We start from the raw sequence: 17,117 nt of genomic DNA on the forward strand, positions 1-17,117 counted from the left end.
CTCAGTGCCGGCGAGTTCACTAATTGCGACGCTTTCGTCACACGAGGGGCAATGCCCCCCGATTCCGACTCGTCGCATGAAGGTGTGACACTCTAAGCAGCGTTGCTCTCCAAGAGAGCGCTCGCCGCAAGAATCGCACTCATAGACGGTGATCTCCCGACGTGACCGTGACTTGGCTACGGTGATATTCTCCCTATCCACACTGCGTCGTCTGCGATAGCCAAGAGAACGACAAGCATCTGAGCAGTAGGTTCTCCTCCCTGATGAGGGGAAGCTATTCCCACAGACTGGGCACGTTATCGTGACGCTATCGTGACGCAACGGGGATTTGACTCCTGGTGACCCCACACTCGGGTGGAGTTGGTTGATTTCATTGACGCTGGACATGGTGACACTCCAATTCTTAGGCAGTTGTGCATTGCTGGACATGATGTGTGCTCTGGTGCGTTCTCGAGTCGCCATTGACAAACCCGATGCTCTCGCTGTTGCGCCTCAACGATGTACGCGTACTTCACCTTGAACCAGCCACCCTTGGAGGGCAGTGATGTGCGTGCAGTTTTGGTGTCCGCTACCGTGCAATTATTTGGCCGCATCTATGCATTATTGCATGGCCGCTAACACTATCAGTCCCGCATACACGAGCCTGCGTTGTTCTGAGTGTGGTTACACGGACAAGAAGAATCGCGAGAGTCAAGCTCTCTTCCACTGTCTATCGTGTGGCTCTATACGGATAACGCAGACGTGAATGCGGCCAAGAATATCATTGCCGCAGGGTTTGTGGTCCAAGAGCGTGGAGGACAATCGCACATTGTGTCTACCAAGACACAACACAGCGACCCTATGAAGCGCACCACCAATCCTAAAGTTGCGTAAGCAGCTTGGGAAGCCCCGTCCGTAAGGTCGGGGAGGATGTCACCTAGCGCTATGGAGCAGGTCCCTTGCCGCCAACAGATATACCTTGGCCGCTGCAATTATCTCTGTAACCTCGACGAATTCGTTGGCTTGATGGGCTATCCACTTGCCCCCCGGCCCATAGACGACTACCGGCAGATGGCCGTCACGGTGGAGAATGGTTCCGTCGGTTGTTCCAGGCACTCCGCCCAAGACGGGTTCGTTCGCGAGGACCACCCTGTGCGCCTCCGAGAGCGACTTGACTAGCGCTGCATCTGCCGCGATCGAGGTTGGAGGCCGATCGTCGATCACCTCGACCTCTCCCTGGCAGCCGGTCTTTGCGGCGATTCGTTGAACTTCAGTGACGAATGAGCTAACGAGCTCGTCGTGATCGACGAGAGGAGTGGTCCGCAGGTCGAAGTCGGCGGTGGCGACCGGGGGTGTCAAGTTGAGCTGAACTCTAGAACCCGCCTGGAGGACGGTCGGGGTTATAGAGATAGCACCGAGGAGGGGATCTGTGTCGTGCTGGGTCTGCAACTGGAGCTCGGTCCGCTGCGCAAAGTCAAGGATATCCATCAAGGCGGGTATCGGGTTGATGCCTTGAGTCGGCATGGCGCCATGTGAAATCCGACCATGGAAACGTACCTCGAGCCGAATGGCACCCTTTTGGGTGATGCAAATCTCGCCAGCTTCTGGCTCACAGACTATCGCGCCGAGGGCGCCCTCGGCGTATCCTTTGGCCACGAAGTCCTTTACTCCGAGCATTAACTCCTCTTCATCGACCAGAGCCGCAAGCGTGAGAGTCCCAACCAAGTCACCGCTTAGTTCGAGTGCGCGGGCGGCGTATAGCATGGCCGCGAGCCCACCCTTCATGTCTGCAGATCCACGACCGAGCAGTCGACCCTCGACGATGTCGCCGCCGAAAGGATCGAAGTCCCAGAGGTCTCGAGAACCCTCCGAGACGACATCGGTATGGCCCTCGAAGATGAGGTGGGATCCAGGGGCCGATCCGTGAAGCCTGATGATCACATTCGGACGCCCCGGGCGCACGTAGTCGACGATGGGGGTCCACCCAAAGCCTGTCGCGAGCTCGATCACAGCTTGTGCTGCGTCTTGTTCGGTCGACCCGGAGGAAGGATCGTTCACGCTGCGAATTTTAACGAGACGTTGTGCAAAGTCGATGAGCCCATCGGTGTCAAGGTAGTGAAACAGCTCGCTGGGCGACGACGTATCCATGGACCTCTCCCTTTTTGCTCAGTCTATCTGTCCTGACATCTCGCAGTAGACGACCATATCCCAGCCGCATTGCGCCGACTAAACATCGAATATATGCTTGCCAGTAACCTGATTCATGACTCCGATTCGTCAGCTGACAGGCTTTGGGGTCCAACATTATTATCCGCCTCCTATTGCTTGGACTCGCTTTGCGCTCTGGGTGTCGATGACTTGTTATAGCTTTGGTATGGTGGCCGTGTGTGCGGATTGCTTGCACAACGTCATTGGATCGAAGGTTTAAGTGACTGCTAGTGTTAGCTTTGGAGGAAGGCGCTGGTGACGGGTGCGCCTCGAAGGTCGAAAGGTACGAATCGAAGATGAGTGAACTCTGGCGCCATGACGCAACCGCTCTTGCTGAACTGATCCGATCCAAAGAGGTGAGTGCGGTCGAGGTAGTTGACGCCGCTATCGATCGCACCGAGGCGCTGAACCCCCAGATTAACGCCGTCATCTCTGATCGATTCGAGCGTGCCCATGACGAGGCGGTCAATGGTCGAACTGGCCAATTCGGTGGCGTCCCCTTATTGCTCAAGGATTTAGGAGCCGCCCAGGAAGGTGAGCCATTTTGGCTTGGCTCCGCGGTGCTACGTCGGGCCGACCACCGTGCTGGGGTGACGAGCTATTACGTCCAGTCCCTGCTCGATGCTGGTTTCATCGTCATCGGCAGGACCAACGCGCCTGAGTTTGGTACCAACATAACGACTGAGCCTGTCTCCACCGGCGCTACTCACAACCCCTGGGATCTCGAATACTCATCGGGTGGATCATCGGGTGGATCGGCTGCGGCGGTGGCGACCGGCATGGCTCCGGTTGGCCAGGCCAGCGACGGTGGCGGATCGATTCGTTTTCCAGCGAGCTACTGCGGTTTAGTTGGGCTGAAGCCCTCGCGGGGCAGGGTCTCGAAGGGGCCATTGGCTGGCGACGGTTGGGCGGGGTCGACGATTGACGGAGCTCTGACACGTTCTGTTCGAGATGCAGCTGGTGTCCTCGATGTCATGGCCGGGTATCGGAGCGGCGATCCCTACACCGCACCGGCATTCGCTCGGCCGCTTGCCGAGGAGATCGACGAACCCTTGGGTCGCATGCGGATAGGCGTGCTCGACCACCCTCTCCTACAAGCAGCGCGCCACGACCCAGTTGTCACCGCAACGGTAAGGAGCATCGCGGACCTTCTTAGTGAACACGGTCATGTCGTCGAGGAGGCGTGGCCGGAGGCTCTAGCGGAGGAGGAATTCCAGACCAGGTTTGTAGATGTAGTGAAGGGATCTATAGCCCAACAGCTGCGCTCGATTGAACGGATGCTAGGTCGTAGCGTTGAACTCGAGGAGATCGAGTCCGATAACCGTGTCTTCGTGGAGCTTGGGCGTCAACTTCCAGCCTATCGCTACGTCGAGTCTGTCGATTGGTTACAGGCGTATGGTCGACGCGTCGCCAAGTTTTTCGAGATCGATGGATATGACCTACTGCTTACTCCGGTCGCCCCTCGCCTACCTCCCAAACTCGGTTACCTCAGCGATCCCAAACTCGGCCTCGATCGTCAACTCGAGTTCCTTGGATTTACTGGACAGTTCAACGTCTCCGGACAACCGACGATCTCTTTACCACTCGCTATGAATGCTGGCCATCCAGAGCTCCCAATCGGTATCCAATTCGTCGCAGCCTACGGACGGGAGGACTTGCTGATCCGGCTCGGATCCTGGTTCGAATACGTGACTCCGTGGGCCGATCGTTGGCCGGCGCTCGCGTTCGAAGGCGGCCGACGGTGACACGAATCGTTCATGTTTCTGACCTCCACTTTGAACTTGCTCCAGAGCGCTTCAAGCCTGGAGTTCGTCAAGAGTTGGATCTGTCGATCCCCGCCATACGGGCAGCCCGACCAGATTGTTTGGTCGTGACGGGAGACCTCACCAGTTATGGATGTTTCGATCGTAGCCAGCTCGTTGGAGTGCGTCGATGGCTCGATGGCATTGGCGTCGATTATCTTGCTATTCCCGGCAACCACGACCTGTCGGCGAACGTGGTACGCGGCAGCTCATATCCGATTATGGAGACCTATGAACCCGTTCCGTGGGCTGCCACAAATTTTGCGCGAACCTTTTCCCAGGAGCCTTTGGTTCACCGTGGAGAGGGCCCAGTGACCTTGCTCGCGCTAGCGCTTCGAGAGGATGATCCCGATGGGAGTCTAGACCTACTAGCTCAGGCGCTCGATAGGCTCGAAGGTCCGGCTCTCGTGCTAGGTCACTATCCGCTGGCGGTGACCAAAGAGGTGGGAGTTCTGGCATCCTTTGGCTATCAGGGTTACATAGATCGCGTGCGGGAACGAATGCTCGAACTCTTGCACAGCCAACCGTTGGTTCGAGCCTATCTGTGTGGTCATGTTCATGCGCAGACGGTTACCCCTCTGGGCGCGGACCTGATTCAACTGAGTGCAGGGGGACTAGGTCCTGGGGCTAGTGCAGGTTGGATCATTGATGTCGTCGACTCAACGCTGGAGATCCGCTCTCTCAGAGGTGGGGGATCCAAGGTATTTTGGCCCGCAGAGATGCTCGATGGTAACGATGCACTCGATTACCATCTCTGGTGTGGTCAGGAACCTGTCGTCGTCCCTCTCTATGTTGCCTAGTTCTGTCCGCCGAGACAGATGATCGAGGTAGCGATGACTAGGACGTCATTTTCAAGCGTCTATTTTAAGGAGCCGGCAGGCACCGACGAGTTGACTTAACCCTAAGGACAGTGTGCCTGGCAGTAGGAGATCGACCAACCGGGCTCTGTTGGAGGTGCAGGTAAGACCTGAGATAGACGGGCTCAGCCAAGGTGTTGATCCTTATGGTTTGGTCGCGCAAAGTGAGAACATCAGTGGAAGTCGTGGCATCTCCGGCGGCAACTCGTACACCCTGCCATCCGCGCTTTTCCTAAGCACGGGCGACTGTTGAAATTCGGTGAATGGAAACTCATGCAGCCACCGGATCGTCAGTCCTGCACCCGCAATAGCCGATACAATATCGGCTAGGGTATGTTGCCACTCGGCGGTAGTGTTAGCGCTCGTAGTCGCCTCAGGAACGGCATAGCTGCCCTCTGGGTCGTGTTCTATATACGGGTCACCAGTAGTGAAGTAGTCGTTCTTGATCGCCCACTCCTCATCGCCAAGTATCCACGAGATAGGGTGGAACTCGACTAAGTAGAGTCGTCCACCCGAGTTCAAGAGTTTCGCCACCACCCACGCCCAGCGCTCGATATCATCAAGCCAGTTCAACGCTCCCTTGCCGGTGTAGACGATGTCGTAGGTCTTGGCGAGTGTTTCGGGTGCCTCGTATAGGTCCGAGGCAACCCAACGAATCTCGATCCCGCAACGGTTTCCAATATTCTTTGCCTGTTCTAGTGAGGCCACCGAGAAGTCAAGCCCAGTTGCCTCAAGCCCTCGGCGTGCCCAAGAGATCGTGTCTGTACCGATGTGGCACTGTAGATGTACGAAGGAGCGAGCTGACCCAATGTCGAACTCTGCGAGTTCAAAATCGTCTAGAGAGGTGGCTCCGGCGATTAATCTATCGATCCCATAGAAGGGCGATGTTGCATGCAGAGGGCCGCGTTCATCCCACCAGTTGCGATTCGCAGCGAAGAGTTGATCGCGATTCATCTAGAAGATTATAGATTGGCGCCTTGGCAGGTTAGACATAGCGTCGGAATTGAAGTGATGGGCATGGAGATCAGCCGCCTACAAGTCGCCTAGGTCACTGGCTCGTGTTCAGCGAACCGCCGAAGCTAGCCGCCGGAACTGCTGATAATTTAGCTTCTCGTCGAGGAGAGACCATCGGCAACGATGAAGAGCTGCTCCAAGAGGACAGAGGCGCTACCTCGGTGTTCTCGATCCAAGAGGTTATCGCTTTGGATACCCAAGCAGCTCCTGTTCCCAGGTTTCGATTGCCCAGTCGCCGGGTGGATCGACTCGGTAGATTCGTGTGCCGAAGGGATAGAGAACTTCGAAACCTTCGCCCAACTGTTGTTGGACGCGGTTTGCAAGCACACGACCACGCTCTCGCAGCGCCGACAGTTCGCTTGTGGCGGAAGGCGCAGTATCCATCATCTCATCGTTCCAACGTTTCAGTTCGTCGCGAAGCTCGTCGGATAACTGTGGCCACGCCGGAGTTGACCTTTGATCGTTGTTGCGAGCTGGATGCGTACTCCAAGAGCCTTGGGGTGTGGGCGCACTCATCTCATCGGAGGTGAGCACCCACCAGATACCATCTGCGCCATAATCAGCGTCGATGAGGACTCGCCGTATGCCATCATCCATCTCATCGATTCTAGTTATGGAACTGCCAGCTGTCAGTTGAGTTCGGGGCGGTCGTCCCATCCAGACGATAGCTGGTTAGTGTACGACCCTGGGTTGCTTGGAGACTCTATAGTTTGTGCGGGTCGTCTGCGCTAACACCTCTGGCAGGCAGCTGGTTGAGGCCAAAAGCGAGAGCGTTAGCTACTTTGGCCGCAGGAGTGCTGGCGTGACGCGCCATCGATCGAACCTTAGTGTTTGAATCTTGTTCCAGGCGCTGGCGTAGATGGCTGGACGTGGTTGGGTTAGCCGCCACGAAAAAGCGTACCCACGGCTCTGGATCGCTGGCGAGGAGGGCGAGCGCGGTTAGAGGAGCATCCTGGCGTTTAGCGATCGAACGACGTATCTCCCATCGACCATCGGAAGCTAGTTTGACCAGCGAATCTTTCGAGCACCGGGGGTGTTCAGCCGCGGCATCGCGGACACCGAAATCGGAGTCTTTCGCCAGGATGTCTATGCAGGCTGAATCGGTGTTCTGATTCTCAGCGAGTGCACGTCTGACCCATGGATTGTCGTCGATGGCTAGTGTGTGCTGGACCTGATGTGGACAACGTGCATTCGAGGCCACACCAGCCCGAACCTCCCACCACCAGTCATTGGCAAGCTCTGTAAGTACTCGGAGAGGGCAACGCTCGCTTCGAGCCGAGATAAGGCGGCTGTTGGGATCAGGAGAGGCTGCGAGTTCGGCGAAGGCAACCTCAATCGTTCCAGGATCTACGTCGATGGTGTCGATTATGGACTCGAGTTGATGGTCCCACGCGCGGCGTAGACGCGACCTGCGTTGCAGTTGGCAGTTCGTATCGCCTTCGTGATGTGTGCGACAGCGAATGATAATTGGAAGTGTCACCAAGATTTCAGGTGCGTAGATTTCACAGTTTCCCAGGGTGATCGTATTTCCCTGTCCTAAGCCGCGAAGTTTTGCGGAGGTCGTCATCGCTACGTCTCCTGCCAAAGGCCGAGCTCATGGATGGTCTCTCCGTGGGCTACACCGAGTTCATGGCCAGCCTGCGAAGAGGGGCCGCGGTCGCCACCTATCTTGAGGTAGGTCCAGATGATGGCTCCGACTAGAAGCAAGAGCCAAAAGATGGCTGCCCACGCAAGTGGGAAGACAAAGGGGATGATCGACTCGTAGAGCACAAACCAAAAGAGTCCCATGGCGATGATCGGAAGGACAAGATGAAAGGCGAGTTGGGTCACACGACGCTCCCGATAGGAGATGCGCATGAGTGAGAGATTCATGAGTGTGTGCGCTGTGACGAGGCCAAATAATACCGCCGTAGTGAGCACGTCAAACGCCTGAGCCGGACCCAGCCAGAGACCAAAAGCTAACCCAACGATGATCGCGGTAACCCCGACGAAGGTCACGCTCGCAGCCGGTGCTCGTCTGCCGTTGACGGTAGCAAAGCTCGTCTGGAGCAGCTTGTCTCGACTGACTGCGAAGAGTACCCGAGCGGTGCTAGTCATGAGCGCGAGGTCGTCCATGAGCGCGCTGTTGATGGCTAGGACAACTAGTGCGACCGCTCCTATGGGTCCTAGATAGTTGAGGAAGACCTGCACGCCGGGGGCTGCAGATTGAGAAAACAACCCCATCTTTGCCTGTCCCCAACCGACGGTGAGCGCATATGCCGAAATGGTGAGAGCCACTCCAACCAGAGTCAGCGAGAGAATGGCGGCTTTGCCGATCAACCTTCCTTGCTGAGTCCTAATTCCCTTTGTCTCCTCTCCCAGGGGGGCATGGCTGCCCACACCGATGAAACTGGTGATAGCGAAGATCATGCCGAGTGCCACGCCTTTTATCCCTACGCTAGCGAAGGTGAACGGATGCAATGGAGCAGTGACGTGTGCCCGGGCGATGATGATGATAGAAGAGACGATGAGAAAGACGATCTCGAGTGAACTCGTGATGAGCATGGCTTTGACGGTTGGACGAATGCCGAGCACCGACAGCAGCCATGGTACCCCGATGAAAACCAACAGCATGGGGATCCAGAACCAGCTCGGGAGCGCAATGCCCAGGTAGGAGTGAGCTAGACCTGGCAAGAACACGCCGGCGACGTAGATTGGCACGCCGGCGATGCTTATCAGCTGATAGGAGATGACCATGATGGCGGTAACGAGTGCTGGTTTTGCACCTAATCCTGCGGAGACGTAGCTGTAGTAGCCACCAGCAGAGCCGCGATGCTTGGAGAGATGGTAAAGCGTGTTTACCTCGATAAACATGAGGATAAAGGCGAAGAGATAAGAGAGGGGAAGGGCGACGAGGGCAAAGGCGGCACCGGCTGTCATGAAGGCGACGACGTCACAAGTTGGGGCCATTCCGGCGATGCTTTGACTGACCAGACCCCACAAAGAGACAATCCCTGGTTGGAGGCCATTTGATGAGCTTGACGACGGTACTCCATTAGTGGGAGAGAGATCGTTCGGCTCCATCGTCTTGTTGCCCTTTCCAGAACTAGCTAGAAGTTTTTTCTACTACTGATGCTAGCGTTTGACATGGTACAAGTATTCCGCGAAGGCGAAAGATATTTTCCGATTAGACAGTTGCCAGTCTTGCGAGATGGATTTGGTGTAGAGAGTGTCAGCGGCCGCCATGCTACTGCGCCAACAGAAGCTGGGCCAGATTTATGACTGCTGCAGTTGATTTAAGCCACGGCTGGGCCGACCGGACTGCATCGCACTCGTGATCGCCAGATTACTCCAGTGGGTGGATTGCCGAAAATGTCAGCAGTTTGGGATGAAGGAGAGTACGTTTAGATCGGGGGTTTGGCTGATGGTGCTAGATATGAGGAGGCGAAGCCGCGGAAGGTTTAGCGTGGTGCTCGTCGGAGCTGGTGCAGTGCTACTCAGTGGATGTACGACGAATACAACCAGCGGTAAACCAACGACAACCCAGGTTGCAACGAGTGTAGTGCCTGCATCGCCTAAGTCTGGTACTGGTAGTGCTGGCGCAGGAGTGAGTGTCGGTACGGTTTCATCTTCTGCTGGCCATGACAAGAAGGTGGCGCCAACCACTAAAACATCGGCGGGCACCCTGACCTTTTTGACTGAGCCACAGGCCGGCATCCAGCCGTGGCTGAACGCTATCGATGGCGCTCGCTCGGTGATCGAACTCAACGAGTACCTTCTAACCGACACCCAGTTCATAGATGCACTACGCAGTGCAGCCGGTAGAGGTGTGCAGGTGGACGTCATAGTGGACGGACATCCTTATGGAGATGCCTCTGCTCCCGGTGTCGCTGTCTCTGCTTTAGCTGGGAGCGGCGTGAATATCAAAGTGGCTCCGTCGCGTTTCGAAGGATCGTATTCCTTCGATCACGCGAAGTATCTGCTTGTTGACCCAGGCCAACCTGATCAGGTAGCTATCGTTGGTTCACCCAACGCGACTACTAGTGCCTTCGATGGTAGCAATCTCGAGGACGCAGTTGAGACCACCAGAACCAGCACGATTACGACGATAGCAGAGGTTTTCCATGCCGATTGGATCGGTGCACAGGCTGGCTTATCGCCAAGGTCGAGCCTCCTGCTCTCGCCCGGGTCTGGTCCTACAATCGCCTCACTACTTGGCGAGACGGGTCCAGTAGAGGTGATGGCTGAGGAGTTAGGTGATGCTCCGGCGTGTTATCAAGCGCTCTCAACCCATGGATCAGGTGCTCGACTCCTGGTGCCGGCGGGTCTATCCCGCGAGGCGACTGGCTATGCCACCCAACTCGTGCGCGCTGGGGTGCAGGTCCGGACACTGGCAAACCCCTATATGCATGCCAAGCTGATCCTGACACCCGTCTCTGCTTTTGTCGGCTCCGAAAACCTCTCGATTGTCTCCTTTAACGACAATCGAGAAGTGGGTATAGTCACCTCGAATGCAGCGGTGCGCAATCAGGCGCTCGGTTGGTTTAATGAGGTGTGGAATCAGGCAACTACGTGGAGGCCGGCATCAGGTGGATCGGCCGCAGCCACCCCGCCAGCAGCCACCCCGCCAGCAGCCACCCCGCCAGCAGCCACCCCGCCAGCAGCCACCCCGCCAAGTGGATCTGTGCACTCGTATCCTTACCTGAAATATGGCGTCACTGAGTCGCAGGTTACACAGCTATGGGGATCTCCCAGTTCTACATCGACCACTACCTATGACGGCCACCCAGAGGTGATTTGGATCTATCCGGCTGGCCGCGTATATTTCGAGAATGGTACCGTAAGTTATGTCCAACGAACCGGGTGAACTCTACTGTTGCTACTGTGTGAGCTGCGTTTTTATCCAGGTCTCTTGATAGAGGAACGCTATTATCGGTCGCGTGATCCAGATGGTCCGCTAGCCCACTGAAGAGATGGATTGAGCGTACCACTCTGTCCTAGTCTGCAATAACTATTGCGAGCTACGGTGAGCTGTGACCTCCAATTTCGTTGCTGCAGTAGGCGCTCTTAGTACGCTTGGCTATCTACTAACGTGCTTGCAACCAGGGACTTACTCGTGTTCTACCTCTTCTCTTGGTCGCTCAAATAGGTACGGCGGGGGCCACGGCACTCATGATCTATGCCCCTGGGACTGCAGTTCTATCCGAGACGATCTTTGAGCGAATCTGGCTTGCAAGGCTGTGCCAACCATAGATTCTTGCAGGTACCAGCAAGGTGACTAAGACATGATGGAGTTTCGGGGTGATGCCGATGTTTGGATCGACCAAACCTCAGCTATAGCCACTGATCTCACCTAGAAGAGGCGCTTGGCTTGGCGCTGCCTGCAAGTGCACAGCATCTCGGCTCTCCTCTGGATTAGGGCAAAATCTTGGAGCTCAAAGTAGGAATTCGAATGCAAGACATCCAAAGTTCAGTGGCGCTACGAACCAAGCACATCAGCAGCAACCGTTGTTTGAAGAGTGGAGGCCAAATGACCGAAGTTAGTCGTCGTTCCTTTCTGATCCGATCGTCTGCCACGCTGGCAGCCGTTGGAGCAGTCGCCGTTATTCCTGCTGGCGCCGTCCGGCTGGCCGATTCGAAAAAGCAAGCCTATCCTGAGCTAACCCCGGAGGAGTCGAGCGCAATCCAATCCTTGGTGGTGCACGTAGCCAACCCCGCCACAGGTGAGCTATCGGTAATGTTTGGAACCGAAGAGGTTCGTATTAAGGATCATCGTCTGATTGCACAACTCGCCTCGGCGATCCGTGCTCCTAAGTAAAACTCCTGCTATTAAAACCGCAAGACTGCGTTCACTGAAAGGAAAATTGTTGTGTCATCACACCGAGAAGCACCAGCCATATCGAAGGATCCAGTAGCAGACTCTACAGATCTCTACGCGTTTCGTTCGCCAGATAGTCCCGATACCGTGACTATTATCGCTAATTATCTGCCGCTGCAATTGCCAGCTGGAGGACCGAACTTCTACGAGTTCGGCGACGATGTACTCTATGAGATCCACATCTCCAATAATGGGGAGCCGTTGTCGAATATAACCTACCAGTTTCAGTTCCACACGGAGTTGGCGGACCCGAATACTTTCTTGTACAATACTGGTCAGATCACTGCACTCGACTCGCCGAACTGGAACCGACGCCAGTTTTACACGGTTACTCGTATCGACAAGAACGGTTACCATGAGCTCGCCAGCAATGCGCCGTGCCCACCCTCCAATGTTGGGCCACGCTCCATTCCTCACTATGCACCACTAGCGGATGCGGCAGTGGTAACCACGAGTGATGGCGAGAAGATTTTCGCGGGTCAGAGGGCTGAAGGTTTCTACGTGGACCTAGGTTCCATCTTCGATCTCGGAGACCTCCGTCCATTCTCTCCTGATCAACTCATTCCTGGACCGGCCTCAGCTGGAGTCAATGCTACAGCAGGGCTCAACGTAGCCTCGATCGCGATTCAGGTGCCAATCACGCTTTTAACCAGCAATGGGTCAATGCCGACATCGGTGACCGATCCCGCAGCAGTCCTTGGCATATGGACGTCGGCGAATCGGCAGAAGGTCCGTGTCTATGACCAGGCGTTCACTGGTAAGGATTCCGACGTGGGTCCGTTTGTACAGGTCTCGAGATTGGGTAATCCACTCTTTAACGAAGTCATCGTTCCAATCGGCAAGAAGGATCTCTGGAACACGCTTCCACCCTTCGCTGACCGTGAGTTTCTCTCCTATGTACAGCATCCAGAACTGAGTTCGTTACTGCCGGTGCTTTATCCTGGAGTGTTCCCTGACCTGGCTAAGTACACAGCGGCGAGAGCGGACTTGGTAGCCATCCTCTTAACCGGTATTCCCACTGGCGTGGTCGATGGTCTGAACACCTACACGGGTCCATGGTACGCTGATATGTTGCGCCTCAATGTCGCGATTCCACCGTCGAGCTCACCGTCGATTCTTGGAGTGCTTGGTGGAGATCTAGCAGGGTATCCAAATGGGCGCCGGGTCTATGACGATGTTGTCTCGATTGAGCTTCGTGCGATTGCTGGCACGACGATTCCCCTTGTTGACAAGAGCTATAAGCCAGATGCCGCAGCTGGGGCTATCTACGATGTAATCAATCCCAATAAAACTTCGCCAAGTCAGCTTGGCCCGATCGGGGAGACGTATCTCAATAGTTTCCCGTATTTGGGCATTCCCTGGGATGGATTCTCCAACCCTTCGGTGACCGCGACGCCTACCTTGGTGAATCAGTGACCGATATTACCCTTCCTCCCCTGGACCTCCTTGGGCAGCGTACGCTGCCCAAGGAGCATCTCCCTTCAATGACAGGGGCTGTCGCTATCGACATCGATGAGACGACGGGTGCACTCGTTGTCATGGGCGAGCGTGATCACGTGGGTAAGGAGTGCTTCGTAAGTGGTCATGAAGGCTTCCACAAGCATGTGTGGTTCCTAGATCGAGTGTTGCCTGGACGAACCCAGGTGGCGGCGGTGTTCGCCAGCCTTGACCCAGGCATCTATGAAGTAGACATTGAAGGCGAACAATCTTTAGGCAGTGTGACCATCCTTGCTGGGCAGGTCAGGACTCTCGTTGTCGATCCAGATGACGTGGCCACGCCAGACCGAAGCAACTAGGTCGAGCGTGATCGGCTCAACCGCTGAAGGCATAGCTAGATCGCCGCGGCTACAAGCGGCATTTGGAGGGTGACGGTGGATGGGCGGAATCCGTGTCCGTTACTCATTCGTATCGGAAGGTTCGTTGCCAAGTAGGTATCTAGCGCCGGTACCGAGCTTGGCGGCCTTGTCATCTGGGTTGTAGAGCTTACAGGTACCGAGCGAAAGACATCCACAACCAATGCAAGAGTCCAGATCGTCGCGTAGACCTTCTAGTGTCCGAATCTGTTCGTCTATCCTGAGTCTCCAGCTCGCCGACAGTCGATTCCAGTCCTTCGCGTTTGGTGTCCTCTGGTTCGGGAGTAATTCAACAGCGGTTGCAATCTCATCGAGAGTTAGTCCCACGCGTTGGGCAACCTTGATAAAGGCTACGCGTCGAATGACCGAGCGAGTGTACATACGCTTCTGGCCTTCGGTTCGGATTGAGGTCACGAGGCCGCGCTCCTCGTAAAATCTCAACGTCGCCACCGAGACTCCACAACGTCCTGCGACGATTCCAATTGGGAGAAGTTCCTGCTTGGATGGCATCTTTTTACATACTTCCTTTCCTGGCTTGACCTCAAGTCAACTTGAGATTGTAGCGTGTTTCCCATGAACATTGCTGCGATGAGTTCGTCGCCTACCTATGGTTATGAAGACCTAGCGGACCTTATTCAGCTGATGACTGGCGATGAGAAGCACGATGCCAGTGCTCACTCCACTTTGGATGTGCTCTGGGTGCTCTATGACTCGGTGCTCAAGGTAGATCGAGGCTCGATCAATGATCCGATGAGAGATAGATTGATGATCTCTAAGGGTCATGGCCCTATGGCGCTCTATGCAGTCTTGGTGGCCAAGCAAATGATGACAGTCGACGAGTTGCGAACCTATGGAGAGTTTAATTCATCGCTTGGATGGCATCCAGATCGCTTGCGTATCCAAGCTGTCGAGATCTCGAGTGGATCGCTGGGCCATGGACTTGCGATCGCTATCGGTAGCGCTTATGGGCTGAGCCTGCGTTCGTCGTCGCCACCACAAGTCTTCTGCCTACTCGGGGACGGTGAGCTAGACGAGGGTTCGGTGCATGAGGCCATTGCCTTGGCCGCACGTCTTGGCTTGGGCAATCTCACGGCTGTGGTAATCGACAATCGGAGTTCCACCCATGGATGGCCTGCTGGAATCGCCGGTCGCTTCGAGGTGGAGGGCTGGGTCGCCAGCACGGTGGCGGGTCGAGACCATAGGGCACTTGAGGCTGCATTGTGTTACGAAGGCTCCGCTCCAAAGGCGGAGCCAAGAGTCGTGGTTTGCGAGATAGATGACTGAACTGATGACGAGAGAATCCAATGCAATGAGAGAGGAACTTTGAGGATGCGGACGATGCGAGAGGCCTTCTTTGACGGCATTGTGGAGTGGATGGCCACCGACGAGAAGGCGATTGTGGTTCTGGCAGATATCTCTGCTGCTGGTCTCAGAGAGGCGAGTCATAGTTTTCCAGGGCGGGTACTTAACGTTGGCATTCGAGAACAGGCTGCAATTGGAGTTGCAGCTGGACTCAGTCTCGAAGGATTCCATCCTTTGGTGCACACCTATGCCCCCTTCTTGATCGAGCGACCATTCGAGATGATCAAGGACGATCTCTTTCATCAGGGATTGGTGGCGACGCTGGTATCGATTGGCGCATCTTATGACGAGCCTGGTTATGGCCGGACGCACCAGTGCCCTGAGGATGTGGCACTGCTCGATACACTGGGTCCGTGTACGACCCTGGTCCCAGGTCATGCTGATGAGGTCGTTCCACTGCTACAACGGGCGGTATCGTCGGATACTGTCGGCTATCTCAGACTGAGCATCGCGATGAATAGGCGATCTATTCGGAACACAACCGCGACTATGGCCAGGGTAGTGACGGGGGAAAATGGGGTTGTGATCGCCGTTGGGCCGATGTTGGATGCGGTGCTAGATGCCACGGAAGGCATGGATGTTACCGTGCTCTATGCCACCACTGTTCGTCCGTTTGACGCTGCAACGTTAAGGGAAGTTGCCGGACCAACGCCGAAGGTGGTGATAGTTGAGCCCTATCTGGCAGGCACCTCTTCCCCTGTGGTGGAGAGGGCGCTCTCTGATCTGCCACACCGCATACTGGCGCTTGGAGTCAACCATCCCGACCTTCATCGTTACGGCAGTTACGAGGACCATGATTTGGCTCAAGGACTCAATCCAGCTGGGATTTCGTCGGCTATCCGCGCCTTCCTATAACAGAGATGAGGCTGTCTCTTTTCGGTTTTTGATGCAATGCTCTTTCGGCGGCGCGCCGACTGGTGAACGCGTTCGGCTCGCCGACGCGCTCACTCGTCACTGAGAGTTGAACCGGGTTGTGTGCTCGGATCCTTTGGGTCCGATGGATCCTCGAACGTGACTGTGATCTCCTGCTCGCGACGATAGCGTTGTACTTTGGCGAGCGCTATGATTGCCGTCTTGTCTGCCGCTGTCAGCGGTGGCTGTATCAGGCTCCTTGGCCAGAGCTTTCGGACATGGACGACGTTGACCTCAGCTGCGTAGAGGGTGACGGTTGCGGTGAGTCCGAGCCAGGTGATGAGTCCGAGCACGAGTCCAAAAATACCGTAGGTAGCCGAGGTGTGTGCAAGTTCATGCCCGATGAGAAAGCCGCCGAGCTGCTCGAGGGCACTCCATGCTATGCCAGCCATCAGTGCTCCCGGGAGAAGGTCCTTCGTCGGTATTGTTTTGGGAGCAAGGAGGCGAAAGCCGGCGACGTAGAGTACCAGGTTCACCAAGATCGTCGCGATGATCAAGAGAATTTTGCTAAATTCGTGACCACCAAGTGTGGCGGTGAAGGTGGCGATCGACGAGGTTACCAGCACGTTGATGGCAAGAATCGCAAGGATGCCAAAGTTGCGAAGTGTCCGCGGTAGAAACCCGGGGCGGTCGGTCATAGGTACGTTCCAGACCGTTGCCATCGCCTGCTGGGCGGAGGACGCTATCCCTTGTGAACCCCAGAGGGTCCCGAGGATACCAACGATCAGCGTGATCGGGCTGTTGGCGTTGAGTGCGTGCACCCCCGCCTTCGAACCGAGCTCAGAGCCTATGACTGGAATCTGTGCGAAGACGGTGGTCGAGATGCGGTGAGAGAGAGTTGGATTATGAGCAAAGATGATCCCGGTAACGGTAACTGCGACCAGTAACAGTGGGAATAGGGAGGCAAACCCGTAGTAGGCGATAAGCAGAGCCCAGGTAGAAGCTGAGTCTTGCCCATATTTGCGGATGACAGCGTAGACGAAGGCAAGAGGTCGATGGCGCTGCTGCAGGCCATCGATTCGCCGCATGAACTGCTCGATATTGGGCATGTCGTTACCATCCTAGAGGTCGAAGTAACTGAGGTGATACTTAACGAGTCACCAATGGATCCTGAACGCTTCGGCTCGACCAAGACCATCTGAGGCAAAGAAGGAGGTCGCAGTTGGCCGCGATGCGACGGAGCGACACTGCCATAAGAGTGTTAGGAACTTCAACCGGTTTTGTTCTGCTCTTGTGATTGTTGCATTTTTGGTTAGTGGCGCTCGGCCTTGAG

The 17,117-nt window shown here is 55.7% G+C and carries 16 protein-coding genes and 1 pseudogene; 9 read left to right on the forward strand and 8 right to left on the reverse strand.

Going from position 1 to position 17,117, the window contains the following annotated elements:
* A pseudogene (locus tag FEAC_RS15920) lies at nucleotides 1-387 on the reverse strand (hypothetical protein); the annotation flags it as partial.
* Between the two features lie 220 nt (nucleotides 388-607).
* Here FEAC_RS15920 and FEAC_RS16325 point away from each other — a divergent pair.
* Nucleotides 608-745 (forward strand): zinc ribbon domain-containing protein, encoded by a 138-nt coding sequence (locus FEAC_RS16325; protein ID WP_201773845.1) that lies wholly within the window; start codon nucleotides 608-610, stop codon nucleotides 743-745.
* Between the two features lie 167 nt (nucleotides 746-912).
* Here FEAC_RS16325 and FEAC_RS04910 read toward each other — a convergent pair whose 3' ends face one another.
* On the reverse strand, nucleotides 913-2,127 hold the full coding sequence (locus FEAC_RS04910) for a M20 family metallopeptidase (RefSeq protein ID WP_035388902.1): 1,215 nt from the start codon (nucleotides 2,125-2,127) through the stop codon (nucleotides 913-915).
* 356 nt (nucleotides 2,128-2,483) lie between these two features.
* On the opposite strand from FEAC_RS04910, the gene FEAC_RS04915 reads away from it, so the two are divergent.
* Nucleotides 2,484-3,932 (forward strand): amidase, encoded by a 1,449-nt coding sequence (locus FEAC_RS04915; RefSeq protein WP_035388934.1) that lies wholly within the window; start codon nucleotides 2,484-2,486, stop codon nucleotides 3,930-3,932.
* Nucleotides 3,929-4,789, forward strand: coding sequence for a metallophosphoesterase family protein (locus FEAC_RS04920; RefSeq protein WP_052565636.1), 861 nt, complete (start codon nucleotides 3,929-3,931; stop codon nucleotides 4,787-4,789). Before FEAC_RS04915 ends, FEAC_RS04920 begins: the two co-directional genes overlap by 4 nt.
* 201 nt (nucleotides 4,790-4,990) lie before the next feature.
* On the opposite strand, the gene FEAC_RS04925 is transcribed toward FEAC_RS04920, so the two are convergent.
* The 4 genes from FEAC_RS04925 to FEAC_RS04940 all read right to left on the reverse strand — a co-directional run bounded on the left by FEAC_RS04925 (nucleotide 4,991) and on the right by FEAC_RS04940 (nucleotide 8,923).
* Nucleotides 4,991-5,800 (reverse strand): class I SAM-dependent methyltransferase, encoded by an 810-nt coding sequence (locus FEAC_RS04925; RefSeq protein WP_035388901.1) that lies wholly within the window; start codon nucleotides 5,798-5,800, stop codon nucleotides 4,991-4,993.
* A gap of 240 nt (nucleotides 5,801-6,040) precedes the next feature.
* On the reverse strand, nucleotides 6,041-6,457 hold the full coding sequence (locus FEAC_RS04930; RefSeq protein ID WP_035388900.1) for a hypothetical protein: 417 nt from the start codon (nucleotides 6,455-6,457) through the stop codon (nucleotides 6,041-6,043).
* Nucleotides 6,458-6,563: 106 nt separating this feature from the next.
* Nucleotides 6,564-7,427 carry a hypothetical protein gene (locus FEAC_RS04935; protein WP_035388899.1) on the reverse strand — a complete coding sequence of 288 codons (864 nt, stop codon included), beginning with the start codon at nucleotides 7,425-7,427 and terminating at the stop codon, nucleotides 6,564-6,566.
* A 2-nt stretch (nucleotides 7,428-7,429) separates the two neighbouring features.
* Nucleotides 7,430-8,923 (reverse strand): APC family permease, encoded by a 1,494-nt coding sequence (locus FEAC_RS04940; RefSeq protein WP_052565638.1) that lies wholly within the window; start codon nucleotides 8,921-8,923, stop codon nucleotides 7,430-7,432.
* 352 nt (nucleotides 8,924-9,275) lie between these two features.
* Here FEAC_RS04940 and FEAC_RS04945 point away from each other — a divergent pair, with 352 nt between their 5' ends.
* The 4 genes from FEAC_RS04945 to FEAC_RS04960 all read left to right on the forward strand — a co-directional run bounded on the left by FEAC_RS04945 (nucleotide 9,276) and on the right by FEAC_RS04960 (nucleotide 13,513).
* Nucleotides 9,276-10,706, forward strand: a complete 1,431-nt coding sequence (locus FEAC_RS04945) for a phospholipase D-like domain-containing protein (protein WP_160290332.1) — start codon at nucleotides 9,276-9,278, stop codon at nucleotides 10,704-10,706.
* Between the two features lie 663 nt (nucleotides 10,707-11,369).
* Nucleotides 11,370-11,657 (forward strand): hypothetical protein, encoded by a 288-nt coding sequence (locus tag FEAC_RS04950; protein ID WP_152623090.1) that lies wholly within the window; start codon nucleotides 11,370-11,372, stop codon nucleotides 11,655-11,657.
* Between the two features lie 51 nt (nucleotides 11,658-11,708).
* Nucleotides 11,709-13,133, forward strand: coding sequence for a DUF4331 domain-containing protein (locus FEAC_RS04955; protein ID WP_035388897.1), 1,425 nt, complete (start codon nucleotides 11,709-11,711; stop codon nucleotides 13,131-13,133).
* Entirely contained in the window at nucleotides 13,130-13,513 is a 384-nt protein-coding gene (locus FEAC_RS04960; protein ID WP_152623091.1) for a hypothetical protein, read from the forward strand. The genes FEAC_RS04955 and FEAC_RS04960 overlap by 4 nt, the downstream gene beginning before the upstream one ends.
* 99 nt (nucleotides 13,514-13,612) lie before the next feature.
* Here the strand turns inward: FEAC_RS04960 and soxR are convergent, their stop codons facing one another.
* The gene (gene soxR, locus FEAC_RS04965) at nucleotides 13,613-14,080 is read right to left on the reverse strand and encodes a redox-sensitive transcriptional activator SoxR (protein ID WP_035388895.1); all 468 of its coding nucleotides are present in this window, start codon (nucleotides 14,078-14,080) and stop codon (nucleotides 13,613-13,615) included.
* 78 nt (nucleotides 14,081-14,158) lie between these two features.
* Between soxR and FEAC_RS04970 the strand changes: the two genes are divergently transcribed.
* A complete protein-coding gene (locus tag FEAC_RS04970) occupies nucleotides 14,159-14,854 on the forward strand; it encodes a thiamine pyrophosphate-dependent enzyme (RefSeq protein ID WP_035388930.1) in 696 nt (231 codons plus the stop codon).
* Between the two features lie 45 nt (nucleotides 14,855-14,899).
* Nucleotides 14,900-15,787, forward strand: a complete 888-nt coding sequence (locus FEAC_RS04975) for a transketolase family protein (RefSeq protein ID WP_035388894.1) — start codon at nucleotides 14,900-14,902, stop codon at nucleotides 15,785-15,787.
* A gap of 89 nt (nucleotides 15,788-15,876) precedes the next feature.
* On the opposite strand, the gene FEAC_RS04980 is transcribed toward FEAC_RS04975, so the two are convergent.
* Nucleotides 15,877-16,893 (reverse strand): YihY/virulence factor BrkB family protein, encoded by a 1,017-nt coding sequence (locus FEAC_RS04980; RefSeq protein WP_052565646.1) that lies wholly within the window; start codon nucleotides 16,891-16,893, stop codon nucleotides 15,877-15,879.
* Nucleotides 16,894-17,117 lie beyond the last annotated feature (224 nt).

The sequence above is a fragment of the Ferrimicrobium acidiphilum DSM 19497 genome, assembly GCF_000949255.1.
Lineage (GTDB): Bacteria > Actinomycetota > Acidimicrobiia > Acidimicrobiales > Acidimicrobiaceae > Ferrimicrobium > Ferrimicrobium acidiphilum.